The 19,938-nt window shown below is 66.3% G+C and carries 15 protein-coding genes; 3 read left to right on the top strand and 12 right to left on the bottom strand.

Annotated elements, in window-relative coordinates; translation table 11 throughout:
- The first annotated feature begins 80 nt into the window (after positions 1 to 80).
- Positions 81 to 356, top strand: a complete 276-nt coding sequence (locus AC1DR6_RS05615; RefSeq protein ID WP_476828197.1) for a hypothetical protein — start codon at positions 81 to 83, stop codon at positions 354 to 356.
- 59 nt (positions 357 to 415) lie between these two features.
- Here AC1DR6_RS05615 and ligA read toward each other — a convergent pair whose 3' ends face one another.
- Positions 416 to 2,584 (bottom strand): NAD-dependent DNA ligase LigA, encoded by a 2,169-nt coding sequence (ligA, locus tag AC1DR6_RS05610; RefSeq protein WP_476828196.1) that lies wholly within the window; start codon positions 2,582 to 2,584, stop codon positions 416 to 418.
- A gap of 213 nt (positions 2,585 to 2,797) precedes the next feature.
- On the opposite strand from ligA, the gene AC1DR6_RS05605 reads away from it, so the two are divergent.
- Positions 2,798 to 3,589, top strand: a complete 792-nt coding sequence (locus tag AC1DR6_RS05605; protein ID WP_476828195.1) for a DUF2189 domain-containing protein — start codon at positions 2,798 to 2,800, stop codon at positions 3,587 to 3,589.
- Positions 3,590 to 3,886: 297 nt separating this feature from the next.
- On the opposite strand, the gene AC1DR6_RS05600 is transcribed toward AC1DR6_RS05605, so the two are convergent.
- Positions 3,887 to 6,016, bottom strand: a complete 2,130-nt coding sequence (locus AC1DR6_RS05600) for a DEAD/DEAH box helicase (RefSeq protein ID WP_476828194.1) — start codon at positions 6,014 to 6,016, stop codon at positions 3,887 to 3,889.
- A gap of 214 nt (positions 6,017 to 6,230) precedes the next feature.
- Here AC1DR6_RS05600 and aidB point away from each other — a divergent pair, with 214 nt between their 5' ends.
- Positions 6,231 to 7,043, top strand: coding sequence for an AidB family quorum-quenching N-acyl homoserine lactonase (aidB, locus tag AC1DR6_RS05595; RefSeq protein ID WP_476828193.1), 813 nt, complete (start codon positions 6,231 to 6,233; stop codon positions 7,041 to 7,043).
- 171 nt (positions 7,044 to 7,214) lie between these two features.
- On the opposite strand, the gene recN is transcribed toward aidB, so the two are convergent.
- From recN to murG, 10 genes are all read right to left on the bottom strand, one after another.
- A complete protein-coding gene (gene recN, locus AC1DR6_RS05590) occupies positions 7,215 to 8,900 on the bottom strand; it encodes a DNA repair protein RecN (RefSeq protein ID WP_476828192.1) in 1,686 nt (561 codons plus the stop codon).
- 59 nt (positions 8,901 to 8,959) lie between these two features.
- Positions 8,960 to 9,874 carry an outer membrane protein assembly factor BamD gene (locus tag AC1DR6_RS05585; protein WP_476828446.1) on the bottom strand — a complete coding sequence of 305 codons (915 nt, stop codon included), beginning with the start codon at positions 9,872 to 9,874 and terminating at the stop codon, positions 8,960 to 8,962.
- Positions 9,875 to 10,199: 325 nt separating this feature from the next.
- Positions 10,200 to 11,147, bottom strand: coding sequence for a UDP-3-O-acyl-N-acetylglucosamine deacetylase (lpxC, locus tag AC1DR6_RS05580; RefSeq protein WP_476828191.1), 948 nt, complete (start codon positions 11,145 to 11,147; stop codon positions 10,200 to 10,202).
- Positions 11,148 to 11,445: 298 nt separating this feature from the next.
- Positions 11,446 to 13,143: a cell division protein FtsZ gene (ftsZ, locus tag AC1DR6_RS05575; protein ID WP_476828190.1), complete on the bottom strand. Its 1,698-nt coding sequence runs from the start codon at positions 13,141 to 13,143 to the stop codon at positions 11,446 to 11,448.
- 122 nt (positions 13,144 to 13,265) lie between these two features.
- Positions 13,266 to 14,561, bottom strand: coding sequence for a cell division protein FtsA (gene ftsA / locus AC1DR6_RS05570; protein ID WP_476828445.1), 1,296 nt, complete (start codon positions 14,559 to 14,561; stop codon positions 13,266 to 13,268).
- A gap of 32 nt (positions 14,562 to 14,593) precedes the next feature.
- On the bottom strand, positions 14,594 to 15,520 hold the full coding sequence (locus AC1DR6_RS05565; RefSeq protein ID WP_476828189.1) for a cell division protein FtsQ/DivIB: 927 nt from the start codon (positions 15,518 to 15,520) through the stop codon (positions 14,594 to 14,596).
- 5 nt (positions 15,521 to 15,525) lie between these two features.
- Positions 15,526 to 16,206 (bottom strand): D-alanine--D-alanine ligase, encoded by a 681-nt coding sequence (locus AC1DR6_RS05560; RefSeq protein WP_476828188.1) that lies wholly within the window; start codon positions 16,204 to 16,206, stop codon positions 15,526 to 15,528.
- Positions 16,207 to 16,297: 91 nt separating this feature from the next.
- Complete coding sequence (gene murB, locus AC1DR6_RS05555; RefSeq protein WP_476828187.1) at positions 16,298 to 17,218, bottom strand: UDP-N-acetylmuramate dehydrogenase; 921 nt, start codon at positions 17,216 to 17,218, stop codon at positions 16,298 to 16,300.
- Between the two features lie 195 nt (positions 17,219 to 17,413).
- Complete coding sequence (gene murC, locus AC1DR6_RS05550) at positions 17,414 to 18,820, bottom strand: UDP-N-acetylmuramate--L-alanine ligase (RefSeq protein ID WP_476828444.1); 1,407 nt, start codon at positions 18,818 to 18,820, stop codon at positions 17,414 to 17,416.
- 16 nt (positions 18,821 to 18,836) lie between these two features.
- A complete protein-coding gene (gene murG, locus AC1DR6_RS05545) occupies positions 18,837 to 19,937 on the bottom strand; it encodes an undecaprenyldiphospho-muramoylpentapeptide beta-N-acetylglucosaminyltransferase (RefSeq protein ID WP_476828186.1) in 1,101 nt (366 codons plus the stop codon).
- Position 19,938: the final 1 nt, after the last annotated feature.

Below are 19,938 nucleotides of genomic sequence, written 5' to 3'. Positions count from 1 at the left end.
CGGAAGCGGAACAACCCGGCGCACCCCGTCGTTGCGAAGCTAGCGCCGGTCGATGGCGCGTGTTCACGAGAGATTTTCCCATGACCCTTCGCCCGATCGCCTTGTTGTTCACCGCAGCGCTCCTGGCGCTGCCCGTAGCTGCCAGCGCCCAGGGAATTCCGCGTGGCGCCGCCACTGGCGCCCGTGTCGGCAATGAGGCAGCGGGACCTGTCGGCGGTGTCGCGGGCGGCGTTGTCGGTGGCGTAGCGGGCGGTGTCGCCGGCGGCGTAAAGGGCGTGCTCGGCGTGCCGCAGAGGACGGCGGTCGGTCCGGGTCACCGTCGCCATCACATGAAGCGCAATCGGCATCATCGCTGAGTTCGCCGGGTTAAATCCCAAGGCCGCCGGTTACTCCGGCGGCCTTTTTCATGTGCGGATCAGCCACCGACCAGATCGAACCATCCGGCTTCGTCGATCACCTCGACATTGTGCTTGGCAGCATCCTTCAGCTTCGATCCGGCGCCGGGCCCCGCCACCAGCAAATCGGTCTTGGACGAAACCGAGCCCGCGACCTTCGCACCGAGCCTTTCGGCCATCGCCTTGGCCTCGTCGCGGGTCATCAGCTCCAGCGCGCCGGTGAAAACCACGACCTTGCCGGCCACCGGGCTCGCGGTCGCGACCGCTTCCAACGGCTGCGGATCGACCTCGCTCAGCAGCCGGTCGAGCACCTCCTGATTGTGCTGCTCGCCGAAGAACTGCAGCAGCGCCTCGACCACCGTCGGGCCGACACCATCGATCGCATCGAGCTCCTGCCGCTGCGGAGATGCTGGATCGGCTGCGGTCGCGACGGCCTCTCGCAGCGCCGCAAACGAACCGTAATTGCGCGCCAGCAGCCTCGCATTGGTCTCGCCGACATGGCGAATGCCAAGCCCGAAGATGAAGCGGTTGAGCGGTGGCTTCCGCGCGGCTTCAATCGCCTCGAAGAGCTTGGCGACGCTCTGCGCGCCGAAGCCCTCCTTGGCCTTGAGCTTCTTCAGCGGATTGGCTTCGTCGCGCCGGGCGAGCGTGAAGATGTCGGCCGGTTCCTTGACCGGCAGGTCGGGATCCGTGTGGAAGAGCTCGATCTGCTTGTCGCCGAGCCCATCGATATCCATCGCGTCGCGCGAGACGAAATGCTTCAGTCGCTCGACCGTTTGCGCAGCGCAGATCAGGCCGCCGGTGCAGCGCCGCACCGCATCCTCCTTGCCGGTGCGCGGATTATGCTCGCGCACCGCCTCGCTGCCGCAGATCGGGCAATGCGTCGGAAATTCATAGGGCCTGGCGTCCGCCGGCCGCTTTGCGAGGTCGACGGCTTCGACACGCGGGATCACGTCGCCGGCCCGTTTCACGGTCACGGTGTCGCCTATGCGGATATCGGCCCCGTCGCGAATCGGCGCTCCCTTGGAGTCGTAGCCGCGGATATAGTCCTCGTTGTGCAGCGTCGCATTGGTCACGACGACACCGCCAACCGTGACGGGTTTCAGCCGCGCCACCGGAGAAAGCGCCCCGGTGCGCCCGACCTGGATGTCGATCGCCTCCAGCACCGTCGTCGCCAGCTCGGCCGGGAATTTATGGGCGATCGCCCAGCGCGGCGCCCTCGACACGAAGCCGAGCCTGGCCTGCAGCGCGAGATCGTCCACCTTGTAGACCACGCCATCGATATCGTAGCCGAGCGTGGCGCGCCGGCTCTCGATCTCCCGATACTGCGCCACCATCTCGGCGACGCTCTCACAGCGCTTCATCAGCGGATTGGTGCAAAAACCCCAGCGCGCGAACGCCGCGACCACACCGCTTTGCGTATCGGCCGGCGGCACCGGCATTTCGCCCCAGGCATAGGCGAAGAAGCGCAGGGGCCGCGCGGCGGTCACGCTGACATCGAGCTGGCGCAGCGAACCCGCTGCCGCATTGCGGGGATTGGCGAATTCCGGCAGCCCCTTCTCGCGCTGGCGCTCGTTGATCCCCGCGAAATCGACATGGCCGAGATAGACCTCGCCGCGTATCTCCGCGATCTCGGGTACGTCCGTGCCTGCCAGTGAATGCGGTATCTCCGAGATCGTGCGGGCATTCAGAGTGACATCCTCGCCCTCCTCGCCGTCGCCACGCGTTGCGGCCGAGACGAGTTCGCCCTTTTCATAGCGCAGCGAAAGCGACAGCCCGTCGATCTTGGGCTCGGCGGTGAAGGCGATGACGGCATCCTCCTTGCGACCGAGGAAGCGGTAGACGCGGGCCCCGAACTCGGCCACCGCCTCGTCCGAAAACGCATTGTCGAGCGACAGCATCGGCACGCGATGCCGGATTTTTGCGAACTTGCCGGAAGGTTTGGCGCCAACCTTGCTGCTGACGCCACCTGCATCCTCAAGCTCTGGAAAGGCTGCTTCCAGCGCGACGAGCCGCCGACGCTTTGCGTCGTAGGCGGCATCGTCCATGATCGGCTGGTCGTTCTGGTGATAGGCGATATCGGCGGCTTCGATCTCGGCAGCCAGCCGCTTGTGTTGAAGCTTGGCGCGGCGCGGCGTCAGCTCGGCCACCGGCGTTTCGGAAGGTGCGCTATCGTCGGTCTCGCTCATGCAGGAAGCATTAGAGCCATTTTCATCCAAGCTAAACCGTCATTGCGAGGAGCCTAGCGACGAAGCTCGCAGTGACGGTCGAGGGCGACAAGCCCTGCTTCCCGGCCTATACTCCGTGAACTGCAAATTGGAAGCTCGACGCCGGACGGCCGTTGACACCAAGGATCGGATCGACGGCTGCTTGGCGAACCGGGCTCAACCCGGAGAAACGCCATGGTCCATCTCGACGCCACCCTGCACCGCCTCCACGCGGATGAGCCGCCACGCGTCCGCACCATCACCACGGCCGCCCTGAAGGACGCGCTTGGCCGCGGCTGGGAAGACTTCAAGGCTCAACCGAGCCATCTCGTCTTCGTCGCGCTGATCTATCCGATCGCCGGCATTCTGCTGGCCCAGCTGACGGTCTCCTATAACATCTTTCCGCTGCTGTTCCCGCTGCTCGGCGGCTTCGCCTTGCTCGGGCCCTTCGCCGCGATCGGCCTCTACGAGATCAGCCGACGCCGCGAACACGGGCTGGATTGCTCCTGGCGGCAGGCTTTCGGCGTGCTGCACTCGCCCGCCATCGGCCAGATCGTTCTGCTGGGCGTTCTCCTCACCGGGCTTTTCGTCGCCTGGCTGACCTGCGCCTGGCTGATCTACAAATGGCAGCTCGCCCTGCCTGCGGACGTGTCCACGGCCGACTTCCTGCGTGCGACGTTCACCACTTTCGATGGCTGGGTGATGATCGTGCTCGGCAATTCCGTCGGCCTGCTCTTCGCCATCCTCGCCTTCGCGATCTCTGTGGTTTCCTTCCCGCTGATCATCGACCGACATGTCGAGATGGCGACGGCGGTGCGCACCTCGATCGCAGCGGTCGAAGCCAATCCCCGCGTGATGATGATCTGGGGCCTGATGGTCACAGGCCTGCTCGTGCTCGGATGCCTGCCGTTGCTGGTCGGGCTCGTCGTCGCCATGCCGGTGCTCGGCCATGCGAGCTGGCATCTCTATCGGAAGGTTGTCGGCTGACTTTGGCAGGCCGGGAACAGGAACTTTAGCCCCTGAATGCGGTTCATCCCGCAGGCTGGGCCTTAGGCCCATCAGATCTGGGGGCTTCAAATGAACGGCATCATCTATCTCGTCGGCCTGATCGTCGTGGTGCTCGCGATCCTGTCCTTTCTTGGACTTCGCTGAGCGCGACGCGACCGGCAACTGCCGGACGAGCTAACCTAAATCAGTGATAGCGCGATCGGTCGGACCGGGCTTTTAGCCTGAGCCCGACCGATCGCTTTTTAATGACCGGCGCAGGAGCGGGTCAGGTCGCGATCAACCGCGATCGTCGCGCCGGGGCTTGTTGCTCTTGAAAGGCTTGCCGGCTGGTCGCGCGGCGCCGGGTCCGTCGCTCTTGCCGGCATAGGGCTTCGCCCCGAACGGCTTTTTGGCGCCGGCATAAGGCTTCCGGTCGCCCTCGGTCGACTTCCCGGCATAAGGCTTGGGGCTCGAGCGGAACGAGACATTCGGATCGGACACTGCGCTGCGGTCGCTGCGCACCGGATCATAGGACTTGTCGCTGCCGAAGGGCTTGGATTTGCCCTCGTAAGGCTTCTTCTTGCCCTCGTAAGGCTTACCCTCATAGGGAGCCTTGCCTTCATTGGAAGGCTTGCCGAAGGGCTTCTTCTCATAAGGCTTCTTTTCGAAGCTGCGGGCCGGACCGGCATCGCGCTGCGGCCGCGCATGGGGCGATGGCGCGTGGCTCGATTTGTCGGCGAAGGGCTTCGCGGGGCGGCGCTCATCTTCGCCGGTCACAGGCTCGATCACGATCTTGTCGCGGTCGGCCGCCTTGGCCAGTTCGTAGAAGCGCTCGGCGGCCTCCGCGTCGATCTCGACCTTGGTCTCGCGGTCGAAAATCCGGATAGCACCGACCTCGTCGCGCGTGATCTTGCCACGGCGGCAGAGCATCGGCAGCAATTGGCGCGGATCGGCGCCGTCACGGCGGCCTATATTGAGGACGAACCACACGGTTTCCCCGCGCGGGCCGGCCCTGCGAGGAGCGTCGCTGTCGCCATCCCGTCCGGCCCCGAAAGGCTGGCGCTTGCCGGCGTAGTCGTCATTGCCGCGCGGAGCACGCTGTTCGTCGCGGCCAAAGCCGGGGTCGCCCGCCTCTTCGCCTGCCGGCAGGCGCGAACGATAGAGCCGGACGAGAGCCGCCGCGATCTGGCGCGGCTCGCGGCCCGCCATCAGCGCCTCGATCATGCCGGCATCGTCCTCACCCTCGTCGCTGGTGAGCAGCGGGTCCTTGAGCATCCGCTCCTGATCGAGCGTCTGGATCTGCTCGGCCGTCGGCGGGCCGATCCATTCGGCCTCGACCTTGCCTTCCATCAGCAGCCGCTCGGCCTTGCGGCGACGCGACTGCGGCACCAGCAGAACGCTGACGCCCTTGTTGCCGGCGCGGCCGGTCCGGCCCGAGCGATGCTGCATCACCTCGGCATCATTGGGCAACTCGGCATGGATCACGAGGTCCAGCCCCGGCAAATCGATGCCGCGCGCCGCGACATCGGTCGCCACGCAGACGCGCGCCCGGCCATCGCGAAGCGCCTGCAGCGCCGCATTGCGTTCGTTCTGGCCAAGTTCGCCCGACAGCGCGACAGCGGGGAACCCGCGCTCGAGCAGAATGGCTTCGAGATGGCGCACCGCGTTACGGGTGTTGCAGAACACCAGCGAAACGGGCGCATCATGAAAGCGCAGCAGGTTGACGACGGCGAGCTCCGCCTCCTTCGGATAGACCCGCACCGCCTTGTAGGCGATGTCGGCATGGCCGCGGCGCGTGGCCTCGACCTCGATCCGCAGCGCATTTTTCTGGTAGCTCTGCGCGAGCTGGATAATGGCCTTCGGGAAAGTCGCCGAGAACAGCAGGCTGCGCCGGCCTTCCGGCGTCGTCTTCAGGATGAATTCGAGATCGTCACGGAAGCCGAGATCGAGCATCTCGTCGGCCTCGTCGAGGACCACGGCGCCCAGCTCGGAAACGTCGAGGCGGCGGCGCTCGATATGGTCACGCAGGCGCCCGGGCGTTCCGACGACGATATGCGCGCCCTCGTCCAGCAGCATCGCCTCGCGACGCGGATCCATGCCACCGACGCAGCAAATCACCTTCGCACCGGCATACTCGTAGAGCCAGGCCAGCTCGCGCTGCACCTGCATCGCCAACTCGCGCGTCGGCGCGATGATAAGCGCCAGCGGCGTGCCGGCGCGACCGAGCTTCTCGGCATCGCCGAGCAATGTCTCGCCGATGGCGAGGCCGTAGGCGATCGTCTTGCCGGAGCCGGTCTGCGACGAAACTAGAAGGTCGCGCCCGCGCGCGGCCTCTTCCAGCACGGCGTTCTGTACCGGCATGGCTTCGGAATAATTGTGTTCGGCGAGCGCACGCGCGAGCGGCGGGCTCGTGAGGGAGAAGGACATGGACTTAAGAGCCTAAAGGTTGCGGCGCAGGCGAATGAACGGCGCAGGATACCGCGCGCCGGATGCGCACGGCTATCGATTGACCCAGTGCCATAGAGCAAAAGCCGGAAAAAGGGAATGCTGGGCGTGCAGCGCTCCGCACAGACCGGATGCGACCTGCGATAGCTTCTGCAGCCAGGCCTAACGATTTACCGCTGAGGCAAGGAGAAGCCCCATGACCACGCGCTTCGGACGGTATGATCTGACCACCCTCGTCGACGGCGTCTTTTCGGCCTCGTCCGACATCCTGATCCATCCAGGCGGCGCGGATGCGCGCGCCAAAGCCATCGCCGAACTCGGCCCGCAGATCGCCATCGTCGTGAACTGCTTTGCATTGCAGGACGATGCCGGCATCACCTTGATCGATGCCGGCACCGGCACGAGCTGGGGCGAGGCATTGGGTCATGCCCCCGCAGCAATGGAGAAAGCCGGCATCGCGCCCGATGGGGTCAGACGCGTGCTGCTCACCCATCTCCACGGCGACCATGCCCTAGGCCTGTTCGATGGCGAAAGGCCGGTCTTCCCGAATGCCGAGATCATCGTGCCGGACGCCGATTTCGCCTTTTTCGGAGACGAGACGAAACGCGACACCCTCCCGGAAAACAAGCGCGGCGGCTTCACCATCACCGCCACGCTGAAGCGGCTTTATGAGGGCCGCTTCCGCATGGTCGGCGCCGGCGAAATCATGCCCGGCATCACTCTCGTTCCGCTGCCCGGCCATACCTACGGTCACAGCGGCTATCTGTTGGCAGACGACACGAAGCCCCTGCTGATCTGGGCAGACGCACTGCATCTTTCGGAAATGCAGGCGGCGGACCCCGATCTCGGCCTCACCTATGACATCGACGCCGAGCTGGCGATCCGCACGCGCCGCGACATCCTCGAACAAGCGGCCGCGCAAGGCTGGCTCGTCGCGGGCTCCCATGTCGAAGGGATCAGTCGAGTCGAGCGGATCGGGACAGGCTACAGGCTCGTTCGGTCCCAATAGGTCTTCGCCCCCCAAGCCGCCATCTTCGAGACGCAAGCCAAATGCGTGCGTCTCGGAGAGCGTTTCAGGGAGTCGGAGAGATCGCCAATGTCCTTCGATCCGCTCGGCGGCTACTCAGGATAACGGCCTGGAATCGCTGAATCAGGCAAGCTCTTGCCGCAAAACGCCCTGTCAGCCGCCGAAGCCGGCTGCTTCCAGCAGCCGCCCGGCCGCGGCTCGCGCTTCTTGCGTAATCGAGGCGCCGGCCAACATCCGCGCGATCTCCTCACGGCGGGACTGGTCGGCAAGCGGGGTCACCCGCGTCACGGTGCGCGACGCTTCGCCCTCCCCCGCCGCCGATTTGGCGATGAGGAAATGCTGGCCGGCCTTGGCCGCCACCTGCGGCGCATGCGTCACCGAGATCACCTGCACGCGCTGAGCCAGCCGCGACAGGCGTTCGCCGATGGCATCGGCCACGGCGCCGCCGACGCCGGTGTCGATCTCGTCGAAGACCAGTGTCGGCGCCGAGCCCTGCTCGGCCAGCACGACCTTCAGCGCCAGCATGAAGCGCGACAGCTCGCCACCGGACGCGACCTTCATCATCGGGCCTGGCCGCGTACCCGGATTGGTCTCGACCCAGAACTCAACCCGGTCGAACCCTTCCGGCCCGCGCGACGCCTCGTCGCTCTCGACGCGCGTGATAAAGCGGGCCCGCTCCAGTTTCAGCGGGGGCAATTCCGCCTTGACGGCCGCATCGAGCCGGGCCGCGGCGGCTTTGCGCGCTTCCGAAAGCGCTTTGGCTTTCGTGAGGAACACGTCCTCCGCCTGCGCCAGCTCGCTTTCCAGCCGGGCCAACGAGGATTCGCTTTCGTCCAATGCTGCGAGATCGCCCGCCATGCTCGCGGCAAGCACGGGCAGACCGTCGACCGGCACGTCGTATTTGCGCCCGGCCGCCCGCAGCGCGAACAGGCGCTCCTCGACCCGTTCCTGCTCGCGCGGATCGTATTCGGCGGCGCGCATCGCAGCGGCCAGCGACTCCCCAGCCTCCTCCATCGCGACGATCGCCGTGTTCAGCGCCGCGATCGACGGATCGACCAGCTCCGGAGCCTGTCCCGCCCGCCGCTCAAGCCGACGCAACACGGCGGCCAGCGCTGGCACCGGCGAGCCGTGCCCGCCAACGGCTTCATGCGCCTCGATCAGATCGCGCGCGACCTTTTCGGCCTGCATCATGCCTTGGCGGGTCGCGGCCAACGCGTCCTCTTCACCGGGCTTCGGCGCGAGCTTGCCGAGTTCCTCGACGGCATGCCGCAGGAAATCCGCCTCCTTGCGCGCGGCCTCGACGCGCATGCGCTGTGCCTGCAAGGCCTGCCGGGCGCGCTTGAGCGTGTCGCTCGCGCCGGCCATGGCCTGCGCTTGGCTCTCGAGCCCGCCGAAACCGTCGAGCAGAGCGCGATGCTGGGCAGGGTCGGTCAGCGCCCGGTCGTCGTGCTGTCCATGGATCTCGACGATCGCCGCGCCGACCATTCGCAGGATTTGCACCGAAACCGGCTGGTCGTTGATGAAGGCGCGCGTGCGCCCGTCGGCATATTGCACGCGGCGCAGGATGAGATCGCCATCGGTGTCGATTTCCTGAGCCTGCGCAAGCCGGCGGGCGGCGTGCTCCATCGGCAGGTCGAACACCGCGCTAACTTGGCCTTGCGTTTCGCCGTGCCGCACCAGCGAGCCGTCGCCGCGCCCGCCGAGCGCGAGCGCAAACCCATCGAGCAGGATCGATTTGCCCGCGCCCGTCTCGCCTGTGAGGACGCTGAGGCCCTCACGGAACCCGAGATCGAGCCGGTCGATCAGGACGATGTCGCGAATGGAGAGCTGCGCCAGCATGGCTCAGCGCAAGCTTGAGAGCAGGCGCGGTTGCCGAAGGCTCGGCATCGCGGCGCCCGTCAGAAACGCAGGCCCACGATGCCGCCGACGGTGCGCTGGAAACCATCGAAGGCGCGGCTGATATAGGAGCCGCGATCCTCCCGGGGCTCCAGCCCGCCGCTCTGCAGCAGCGCGTAGGCGTCCTTGTACCACGGGCTGTCGGGGAAGTTGTGCCCGAGAACCGCCGCGGCCGTCTGAGCCTCGCTCGTGATGCCCATCGCGAGATAAGCCTCGGTCAGGCGCTCCAACGCCTCCTCGACATGGCGCGTGGTCTGATACTTGATGATGACCTCGCGGAAGCGATTCACCGCCGCGGTATAATTGCGCTTTTCCAGATAGAAGCGGCCGACATTCATTTCCTTGGCAGCCAGCTGATCCTGGGCGATCAGCAGCTTCTCCTTGGCGTCGAGCACATATTCCGACTTGGGATAACGCGCGATCAGCTCCTGCAAAGCCTGGATCGCCTGCCCGGTCTTCTCCTGGTCGCGGGTCGCGTCCGGAATCTGGTTATAATAGGAGACCGCCATGATGTACTGGGCGTAGGCCGCGTCCGGGCTGGCCGGGTTCTGCGCGATGAAGCGCTTCGAGGCGGTGATCGCCTCGGTCCATTTCTGGGCCTGGAAATTGGTATAGGCCGTCATCAGCAAGCCCTTGCGGGCATAGGGCGAGAACGGCGCCGACTTGTCGATATCCTCGAACTTCTTCGAGGCGCCTTCGCTGTCGCCGTTCTGCAGCCGTGCTAGGCCCTCATTATAGAGCTTGTCGGCAGGCGTCGGCGGGGTCAGGTCGGGCTTGTAGACCTCCGGCCGGTCGAAGGGGTTCAGCGAGGACAGCGTATCGCAGCCGCCGAGCAGCATGGCGGCACCCAGCGCCAAGGCGATGCCCTTGCGCGCCGATGTGCCACGATGGAATGCCGGAAGGCTCTGGCGCGTCACGCTCACGTCGTCGGTCCTTTTCGATCGTCCTAGATCATCGCACGTCCTGTCGGACGCGATCACGATGACCTACCTCATTGGCTGGAGCATCGCGTTCATCCGAGAAGTGGATCCCACTTCTTGGTTCGATGCCCTGGCCGGGGAGCATGGCTTACCCCAGACGCCGGCCGCGCGCCACTGCCGAAAACCGTTTCTGCGGGGATTCCACAGTCCGCGGCTTCTGCGACGCAAACCGGGCGATTGGAAGGCAAAGTTCGACAACAAGGCTCGGCGGCCCAGGCCCTGCCCCATCGTCGGTGGGGTCAGGCCGTAACTCCGAAAAGCCTCAGCGCAGATCGGGAGCGTAGGCAGCAGAGGCGAGCGCACCCATCTGGGCACCGCGCGGCGCCACGAACACCGGCTGCGATTCGACGATCGCGAAATTCGCCCGGTCGGCAAACAGCGCCTCGAGAATCCGCACATTCATCCGGTGGCCGCCGCAATAGGAGCGGAACTCGCCGATGATCGGATAGCCGGCCAGCGCCAGATCACCGACAGCGTCGAGCACCTTGTGACGCACGAACTCGTCGGCGTAGCGCAGGCCTTCCGGGTTGATGACCTTGTCGTCACCCACCGCGACGGTGTTGTCGAGCGAGGCGCCGAGCGCGAAACCCGCTTTCCAGAGCTGCTCGACATCGCGCATGAAGCCGAAGGTGCGGGCCTTGGCGATATCGTTGGCATAGGCCTTGGCGTCGAGATCGAAAATCTTGCGCTGGCGGCCGATGACCATCGAGTCGAAGTCGATTTCGACATCGAGCCGGAAACCCTGGTCGGCCGGCATCAACTCGGCGAAAGCGCGGCCCTGCTCGATGCGAACCGGCTGAAGCACCTTCAGATAACGGCGCGCGGCCGAAAGGGTGACGAGCCCGGTCTCTTCGATGGCCGCGACGAATTCGCGGGCACTGCCGTCCATGATCGGCATTTCCGGCCCGTCGATCTCGACCAGCACGTTATCGAGGCCGAGGCCCATGCAGGCCGACATCAGATGCTCGATCGTCGAGACCGAAGCAGGGCCGCGGTCGCCGATCACCGTGCAGAGTTCGGTCGCGCTGACTTTGGTGTGCTTGGCATGGATCAGCTGCGGCGGCATGCCGTCGATGCCGGTCCGCAGGAAGACGACGCCGGAATTGGCGCTGGACGGCTTGAGGGCGATGCTGGCGGGCGCTCCGGAATGGACACCGATCCCGTTCAGGGTAATCGCCGCCCGCAGGGTCGTCTGCCGATCGAAGCTCATTCCGGTATCCAATCTTTGTCTGCCGCGACCGCTGCCTCAAGCTCTCGAGGAGCAGCTTGGCGGCGACATCCCCCGTAGGTCGTATCATTCGACTCGACGGGTAACCTCTGAAAGCAGCCGCAACATAGGGTCTCGCGGCGGCTCCTCAAAATCACTCTTTCTTACGCTCTGTTACAGTCCCAGCGCGTGAGAGACGGTTATATAACAGGCTGAAAGATAACGATTTTTTAACATGCGAAAAAGCCCGCCGCGGGCGACCGCGGCGGGCTTTCATAACAGTGCCGTGACGGCGCTGGGATCAGTTCGCCTGGCGGCGCAGGAACGCCGGGATTTCCAGATGGTCATCCTCGCTGTTGCGCACCGGCGCGGCGCGGCCATGCGGGTCGAGCTGACCTTGGGCCGGGCGCGGTGCCGGCTGCGGCGCCGGGCGGCGCATATATTCCGCATGGGCGGCGCTGGGCGCAGCATGCTGCGGAATCGCCGGAGCCTGGCGCAGCTGCTGTGTCGGAGCCGGCGCGGCGGCCGCTTCCTCGTCCTCCTTGCGGCCGAAGCCGACGGAGGCCAGGCGCTGCATCAGCGACATGCGCTTCTGCTCGGCGGTCGGCATCTGCGGCGCGGGCTGCGGGCCACGCTGGGCATGAAGCTGCGCCTGGCCGGGGGCCGGCAGGTCCTCGATGCGGGGCATGCGCGTGGGGCGCACGGCACGCTCCGGCATCGGCGGGATGAAGCTTTCCTCCAGGTGCAGGCTGGGCTCGTGCATCGGCATCGGCTCGGAAGCCGGGGGAGCGACCATGGCCGGGCGCGGCTGCATCGGCTCGATGCGGATGTCATGCGTGATCTGGGCCGCCGGAGCGGCCTCGATCATCGGGGCCATCATGCGGGTGGTTTCGATCACCGGCACGGACTGCGGCGCCGGGCGCATCGCCTGCGGCGCCGGAGCGGTGCTGCGCAGGCGCGCTTCCTGCTTCAGCCGCTCGGCGACCTGGGCGATGCGGGCTTCGGTCTCGTCGACCTCGCCATGCTGCAGAATCGGCTTGTCGATGCCGGTGGCGACGACGGAGACGCGGACCGTGCCCTCGAGCGATTCGTCGAAGGTCGCGCCGACGATGATGTTGGCTTCGGAATCGACCTCCTCGCGGATGCGGGTGGCGGCTTCGTCGACTTCGTAGAGCTTCATGTCGCGCCCGCCGGTGATCGAGATCAGCAGGCCGCGCGCGCCCTTCATCGAGATGTCGTCGAGGAGCGGGTTGTTGATCGCGGCCTGGGCCGCGGTCAGCGCGCGCTTTTCACCCTGCGCCTCGCCGGTGCCCATCATCGCCTTGCCCATGCCGCGCATCACGGCGCGGACGTCGGCGAAGTCGAGATTGATCAGGCCAGGGCGGACCATCAGGTCGGTGATGCAGGCGACGCCCGAATAGAGCACTTGGTCAGCCATGCCGAAGGCATCGGCGAAGCCGGTCGTCTCGTTGGCGACGCGGAACAGGTTCTGGTTCGGGATGACGATCAGCGTGTCGACGGCCTCGTTGAGCTCGTTGATGCCGGCCTCCGCCATGCGCATGCGGCGCTGGCCCTCGAACTGGAACGGCTTGGTCACGACGCCGACAGTCAGGATCCCCATGTCGCGAGCGACGCGGGCGATCGCAGGCGCAGCTCCGGTGCCGGTGCCGCCACCCATACCGGCCGTGATGAAGACCATATGCGCGCCCGCCAGGTGATCGCGAATCTCGTCGATAACTTCCTCGGCGGCCGCACGGCCGACCTCGGGCTGCGAGCCGGCGCCGAGACCCTCGGTCACCTGCAGGCCCATCTGGATGATCCGCGAGGAGCGCGACAGTGCGAGCGCCTGGGCATCGGTGTTGGCACACACGAAGTCGACGCCGTCGAGACCGGCCTCGATCATGTTGTTGACGGCGTTACCGCCCGCGCCGCCGACGCCGAAAACGGTGATCCGGGGCTTGAGTTCCCGGATGTCCGGGGCTTGCAGATTCATCGCCATGGTTGCCTCTTTTGATCCCTGTGACCGGCGCCTGGCGGGAGCCGTCTCTAAGCTTCGTTGACGCCGTGCCCACCGGGGTGGGCGATTTACGCACTTACTCTTCGAACCCGGCTTCGCCGGATTCAGAAACTGTCTTTCAGCCACTGCCCGACGCGCGAGAAGTAGCCGTCCGTCCCTGTCGCCGCGTAGCGGCCGCCGGCCGCGCGCGGTTCGAAATGCTCGGCGCTCGCCACCTGCGGGTAGACCAGCAGGCCGACGGCGGCCGCGAAGGATGGCCCCTTGCCGGCCTCGGGCAATCCCTTGATGCCGAGCGGACGGCCGGTGCGGACCTGACCGCCGAGGATGCGTCGGGCGACCTCGGGCAGACCGGTGAGCTGGCAGGCGCCACCGGTCAGGACGACGCGCCGCCCGGCCTGGGCCGAGAAGCCGGCATTGTTCAGCCGGTCGCGCACCAGTTCGAGGATTTCCTCGACGCGGGGCTTGATGATGCGGATGAGATGCGACTTCGCCAGATGGTTCGGCATGTCACGCTCGTCGTCATCGACCTGCGGCACCGCGATCATGTCGCGCTCGTCGGAAGCCGAGGAAATGCAGGAGCCGTGCAGCGTCTTCAGCCGCTCGGCCGCGGAGACGCGGGTCGAGAGGCCGCGCGCGACGTCCATGGTGATGTGGTTGCCGCCGACCGCGATCGCGTCCGAATGCATCAGGTGCCCTCCGGAGAAGACCCCGAGCGAGGTCGTGCCGCCGCCCATGTCGACCACGACGACGCCCATTTCGGCCTCGTCGTCGACGAGCACGGAGAGGCCTGACGCATAAGGGGTCGCGACGACCGCCTCGACCTCGAGATGGCAGCGCTCGACCGCGAGCATGACGTTGCGCGCAGCCGAGGCCTCGCTGGCGACGACATGCATGTCGACCGAGAGCTTGCCGCCAATCAGCCCGCGCGGGTCGAGCACGCCCGGCACGCCGTCCAGCGCGTAGCCGGTCGGCAGAGCGTGAAGCACGGCCTTGCCGGGGCGGATCGCGTGAGTCGCGGCGGTGGCGAGCACACGCTTGATGTCGTTGTCGCCGACCGAGCCGGAGCGCAGATCGACACTCGCGGCATAATGCTGCGAACCGATGCGACCGCCGGTCAGGTTGACGATGACCGACTGCACCTCGACCTTGGCCATCCGCTCGGCCGCGTCGACGGAGGCCCGGATCGCGCGTTCCGCGCTTTCGAGATCGATGATCGCGCCGCCCTTCAGCCCCAGCGAGCGCTGGTGGCCGATGCCGATGATGCGCGCGACATGGGTGCGTCCGCGCAGCCGGTCGTTGGCCTCGGCCGGGTTGAGCTCGGCGATCAGGCAGACGACCTTGCTCGTGCCAATGTCGAGGATCGAGAGGATCGCGCTCTTGCGCGAGGATAGCGGGCGCATCCGCGGCGTCAGGCCCTGGGAGGTGACATGGTTCACGCCTCGCCTCCCTTCTTCTTGGCTTTGCTGCGGTTCTTGAGCATGTCCGCGCGTGCGGCGGCCGATTCTTCCGAGAGCCGTGCGATCACCCGGTCGGGCTCGCGCAGGTCCAGCGCCAGCACATCCTTGTCGAGGATGCGATCGTTGGTCTGCAGGGAGACCAGCCGCTGCACCGCGACCTCCGGCTTGATCTCAGGCAGGCGCACATCCATCCCGTTGTCGAGCTTCAGGTTCCAGCGCCGGTCGGAGACCAATGTGCCGGCGCGGATATGTTCCGCCAGCGGGCCAGCCTCCTTGCGCAGCGCGAGATATTCGCTCGCGCGGATATTGGCGTTGGGACCGACGACAAGCGGCAGATAGGCGAAGCGGCCGTCATCCATCTTGTCGATCACCGCCCCGTCCGCTGCGATCACGAAAAGCTCTCCCTTGACCTGCCAGAGCGCATAAGGCTCGCGCTCCGTCAGCGAGATCGAGATCTCGCCGGGATAGAGCTTGCGAACCGTCGCCTGACGGATCAGCGGGTTCGCTTCGAGCTGAAGGCGCGCCTCGTCGGCGTCGAAGAACATCAGCGACGTCTTGGGATCGATACCGGCCGCGACCAGCACTTCCTGTTCGGAAATGCCGGACAGGCCCGAGATCGTCACCCGCTCGATACCGAAACCCAGCATGCGCGCCAGGATGTGGCGCGGCGGGCCGTAATTGTCCTGAATCGACTGATACTGTCCGCCGATCACCATGCCGCTGCCGATACTGATCGAGAGGAAACCGAGCGCCAGCCAGGTGCCGACGTTGCGCGGCAGCCTTTCGGCCAGCGGTTGGGAGCGCCTTGGGCGCCTGAACCAGCGGCCCTGCCTTTCGCTGCCGATCAGCAGCTGGGGCGCGGGCGCCGGGACCGGCAGGCGCGAAGAGGGTCGTGCCGTCATCGCTTTCACCGATCGAGGGAGGCGTCGTCCACCATCCATTTGACGAGCTCACCGAAGTTAAAGCCCGCATGGGCAGCCAACTCGGGCACCAGGCTGGTCTCGGTCATCCCGGGCTGCGTATTGACCTCCAGCCAGACGAGAGTGTCGGTCTCGTCGTGGTAGCGGAAGTCAGCTCGGCTAACGCCCCGGCAACCGATTGCTTGATGCGCCGTTAACGACCACTCTTCGATCTGCTGGTAAATTTTTGGTAAAATTTGAGCCGGACAGGTGTGGATAGAGCCGCCTTTCGCGTACTTCGCGTCGTCGTCGTAAAATTCGCCAGTTGCGGCTTGCATTTCGGTCACACCGAGGCTGCGCCCGTTCATCACCGCGCAGGCCGGTTCGCGGCCCGCGACGAAGCGTTCAGCAAGCAGCATCTCACCGCAGAGCCAGCCCGCGCGCGCGATCTCCTGCAGCGGGTGTTCGCGCCCCTCTTGGACGACCAAAACGCCGACCGAGGAGCCCTCGTCGCCCGGCTTGAGGACATCGGGTGGAGGCAGCACATGGGCTTTGGCGGCCGCGAAACGCGACACGGTAACGCGGTCGTCCTGCGCTTCGAGGGCCCCCGCGCAGGCGGCCCCACTGGCTAGGCTGACCTCCCGTTCGACGGACCATGCGCCCATCAGAACCGCCACATGTTTCGCCATCGGCGCGTCGCTCCTGCGTTGCGCCTAACTTCGGTTAACCATGGTTAACGGGCGGTTAATTCTGACGGCGATCGCGCTTCGACGAGACCCCTCAGGAGACCCCGAGCCGCTTGATCTCCCAATGCAGCTCGTAGCCCGAATGCGCCTTCACCCGGCGCCTGACCTCTTCGCCCAGCCCCTCGATATCGGCTGCGGTGGCACCGCCGGTGTTGATCAGGAAGTTGCAGTGCATCTCGGAAACCTGTGCCCCGCCAATGCGCAGGCCGCGGCACCCTGCGGCATCGATCAGCTGCCAAGCCTTGCCGCCCTCCGGGTTCTTGAAGGTCGAGCCGCCGGTGCGCTCCTTGATCGGCTGCGCCGCCTCGCGCGCGGCGGTGACGCGGTCCATCTCCGCCTGAATCTCGGCACGGTCGCCCGGCCGCCCCTGGAACAGCGCCGAGGTGAAGATCACATCGGCCAGGTTCTCGGCGCTCTTGCGATAGCTGAAGCCCATATCCGTATGCGAGAGCGTGACGATCTCGCCATTGCGCCGAACGCCCCGCGCCTCGACCAGCACATCGGTGGTTTCGCCGCCATGTGCGCCTGCATTCATCCGCAGCGCCCCGCCGATGCAGCCGGGAATGCCCCGGAAGAAGGCGAGCCCGTCAAGCGCGGCATCGGCCGCCGCCCGCGCAACCTTCACGTCAGGAACCGCAGCCCCGGCCCGCAGTCGCTCGCCTTCGATCGCGATCGCGGCGAAAGCTTTTCCGCCCAGCCGAATGACGAGGCCCGGAATGCCGCCGTCTCTCACGATCAGATTGGAGCCAAGGCCGATCACCGTAACCGGTATCTCGGGCGGCAGCCCCGCGAGCAGATGGGCGAGGTCCTGCTCGTCGGCCGGTGTGAACAGCAGTTGCGCCGGCCCGCCGACACGAAACCACGTCAGCGCCGACAGATCCTGGTTCGGCAGCAGCCGGCCGCGCAGCTCAGGTGCGGCGGCCCGGATATTGGAGGAGATGTCTTCGAAGGGCATTGGCCACCCGCGTGTCTCCTTCTCCCCTTGCGGGAGAAGGTGTCCCGGCAACGCCGGGACGGATGAGGGGTCGCGCCGCCCTCAAAAGGTCGAGCAGATCACCCGGCGATGGTCGAAATCGTCGCGCGACCCCTCATCCGGCGCTATCGCGCCACCTTCTCCCGCAAGGGGAGAAGGGAAGCAAGCGGCAAGGCATCACCCCTTCAACGCTGCAAGCTCTCCCGGCAGCGCATAGGCCCATTGGGTGATGTTGCCGGCGCCAAGGAAGACGACGTAGTCGCCCGGCCCGGCAAGCTCCGCCACCATGCCGGCGAGCTTGTCTGGCGCCTCGAGCGGCAGCACGTGGCGGTGGCCGCGTGCCCTGATCCCGGCGACCAGCGAGTCGCGGTCGGCCCCCTCGATCGGGGTTTCGCCGGCGGCATAGGTGTCGGCGACGATCACCGTGTCGGCGTCGTTGAAGCAGGCGGCGAAATCCTCGAACAGGCTCGACAGGCGCGTGTAGCGGTGCGGCTGCACGATCGCGATCACCTTGTTCTTGGTCGAGGCGCGGGCAGCCCGCAGCACGGCGGCGATCTCGACCGGATGGTGGCCGTAATCGTCGAAGATCAGCGCCCCGTTCCACTCGCCGGTCTTGGTGAAGCGGCGCTTGACGCCGCCGAAGCCGGCCAGCGCCTCGCGAATGCGATCGACCGGAATGCCGAGATCATAGGCGACGGCGATGGCCGCCGTGGCGTTCATCGCGTTGTGATGGCCCGGCATCGGCATCATCAAATCGCGGATCACGTCGTCGCGGCCGGTCTTGCGGTCGCGGATCAGCAGCGTGAAGCGCGATTGCCCGCCGGTCAGGTCGATATCGAGCAGGCGGAAATCGGCCTGTGGATTCTCGCCATAGGTCACGACGCGCCGGTCCGTGATCTGGCCGACGAGGCCCTGCACGGTGGGATGGTCGATGCACATCACCGCGAAGCCGTAGAACGGCAGATTCTCGACGAAGGAGCGGAACGCTGCCTTGATCGCATCGAAGGTGCCGAAATGGTCGAGATGCTCGGGGTCGATATTGGTGACGATCGCGACGTCCGCCGGAAGCTTCAGGAAGGTGCCGTCCGATTCGTCGGCCTCGACCACCATCCAGTCGCTCTCGCCCATGCGGGCATTGGTGCCATAGGCGTTGATGATGCCGCCATTGATCACGGTCGGGTCGAGCCCGCCCTTCTCCAGCAGCGTCGCGACGAGCGAGGTCGTGGTCGTCTTGCCATGCGTGCCGGCGATCGCGACGCAACTCTTCAGCCGCATCAGCTCGGCCAGCATCTCGGCGCGGCGCACCACGGGCAGGCGCTGGGCACGGGCGGCGAGCAGCTCGGGATTGTCGCCCTTGATCGCCGTCGAGACGACGACGACTTCTGCATCGCCGATGTTTTCGGCCTTGTGGCCGACGAAGGTCACGATGCCCTTCTCAGCCAGGCGCTTGACGTTGGCGCCGTCCGAGGCGTCCGAACCCTGCACCTTGTAGCCGAGATTATGCAGGACCTCGGCGATGCCGGACATGCCGATGCCGCCGATGCCGACGAAATGAATGGGGCCGAGTTCGGTCGGCAGCTTCATCATCCTGCGGGTCCTGTCAGTTCGAACGAGCCGTGGCGATCACGAGATCGGCGAGGCGGTCGGCAGCGTCGGGAATGCCCGCGCTCTTCGCGTTTGCGGCCATGGCCGTCAAGTGTGCCGGCTGCGCGATGAGCTTCGACAGCTCGGCGGCAAGGCGCTCAGGCGTGAATTCCGGCTGGAGGATGCGTATCGCCCCGCCGGCCTTTTCGAGGAAGGCCGCATTCGCCGCCTGGTCCTGATCGAGCGAGCCCGGCAGCGGCACGAGAATTCCCGGGCGCCCGATCACGGTCAACTCCGCGACGGTCGAGGCACCGGCGCGGCCGATGACCAGATGAGCCGCCGCCATCTGCACGGGCAGATCCTTGAAGAAGGGCGAGACCGTCGCTCCGATTTCAAGGTTCTCGTAGGTCCCGCGCACACGGTCGTCGTCTTCGACGCGAGCCTGCTGGACGATCGAGAGGCGCGCCTGTTCAGCAGGGGTCAAAAGCTGGACGGCTTGCGGCACGATATCCGCCATCACCCGCGCGCCCTGGCTGCCGCCGAAGACGAGCAGCCTGATCTTGCCTTCGCCGGGCCAATCGTAGTGCTGTTTCGCCGCCTCCAGCACTGCCGGCCGTACCGGATTGCCGACATGGCTGCATTTCGTCTTCAGAGCGTCCGAAATACCGCCGACCTCGGCGAACCCGGTTGCGATCGCGGTCGCACGGCCGGCTAAAAAGCGGTTGGCCCTCCCCATCACCGCGTTCTGCTCGTGGATGATGGTGCGAACGCCGGCGAGCGAGGCGCCCAGCACAGGCGGCACCGTCGGATAGCCGCCGAAGCCGACCAACATGGCGGGCTTGACCTGCGCGATGATGCGCCGCGCCGCGAAGGTGCCACGCGCCAGCTTCAGCACCGCGCCCGCCATCTTGAGCGGTGAGCGTCCGGAAGGCGTCGCAGCCGGTACGGCATGCACCGCCTCGGCCGGGAAGCTCCCGGCATACTCGGCCGCGCGCGTATCGGTCATCAGCACGACGCGGGCGCCGCGCGCATGCAGCGCGTGGCTCAGCGCCTCGGCGGGAAAAAGATGGCCGCCGGTCCCGCCGGCGGCCAGCATGATGAGGGGCGCGTCCGTCATC

The sequence above is a fragment of the Allobosea sp. P5_A5 genome, from assembly GCF_056400625.1.
Note: the sequence above shows the minus strand (reverse complement) of the source record. Positions and strands in the feature narration are given on the sequence as shown.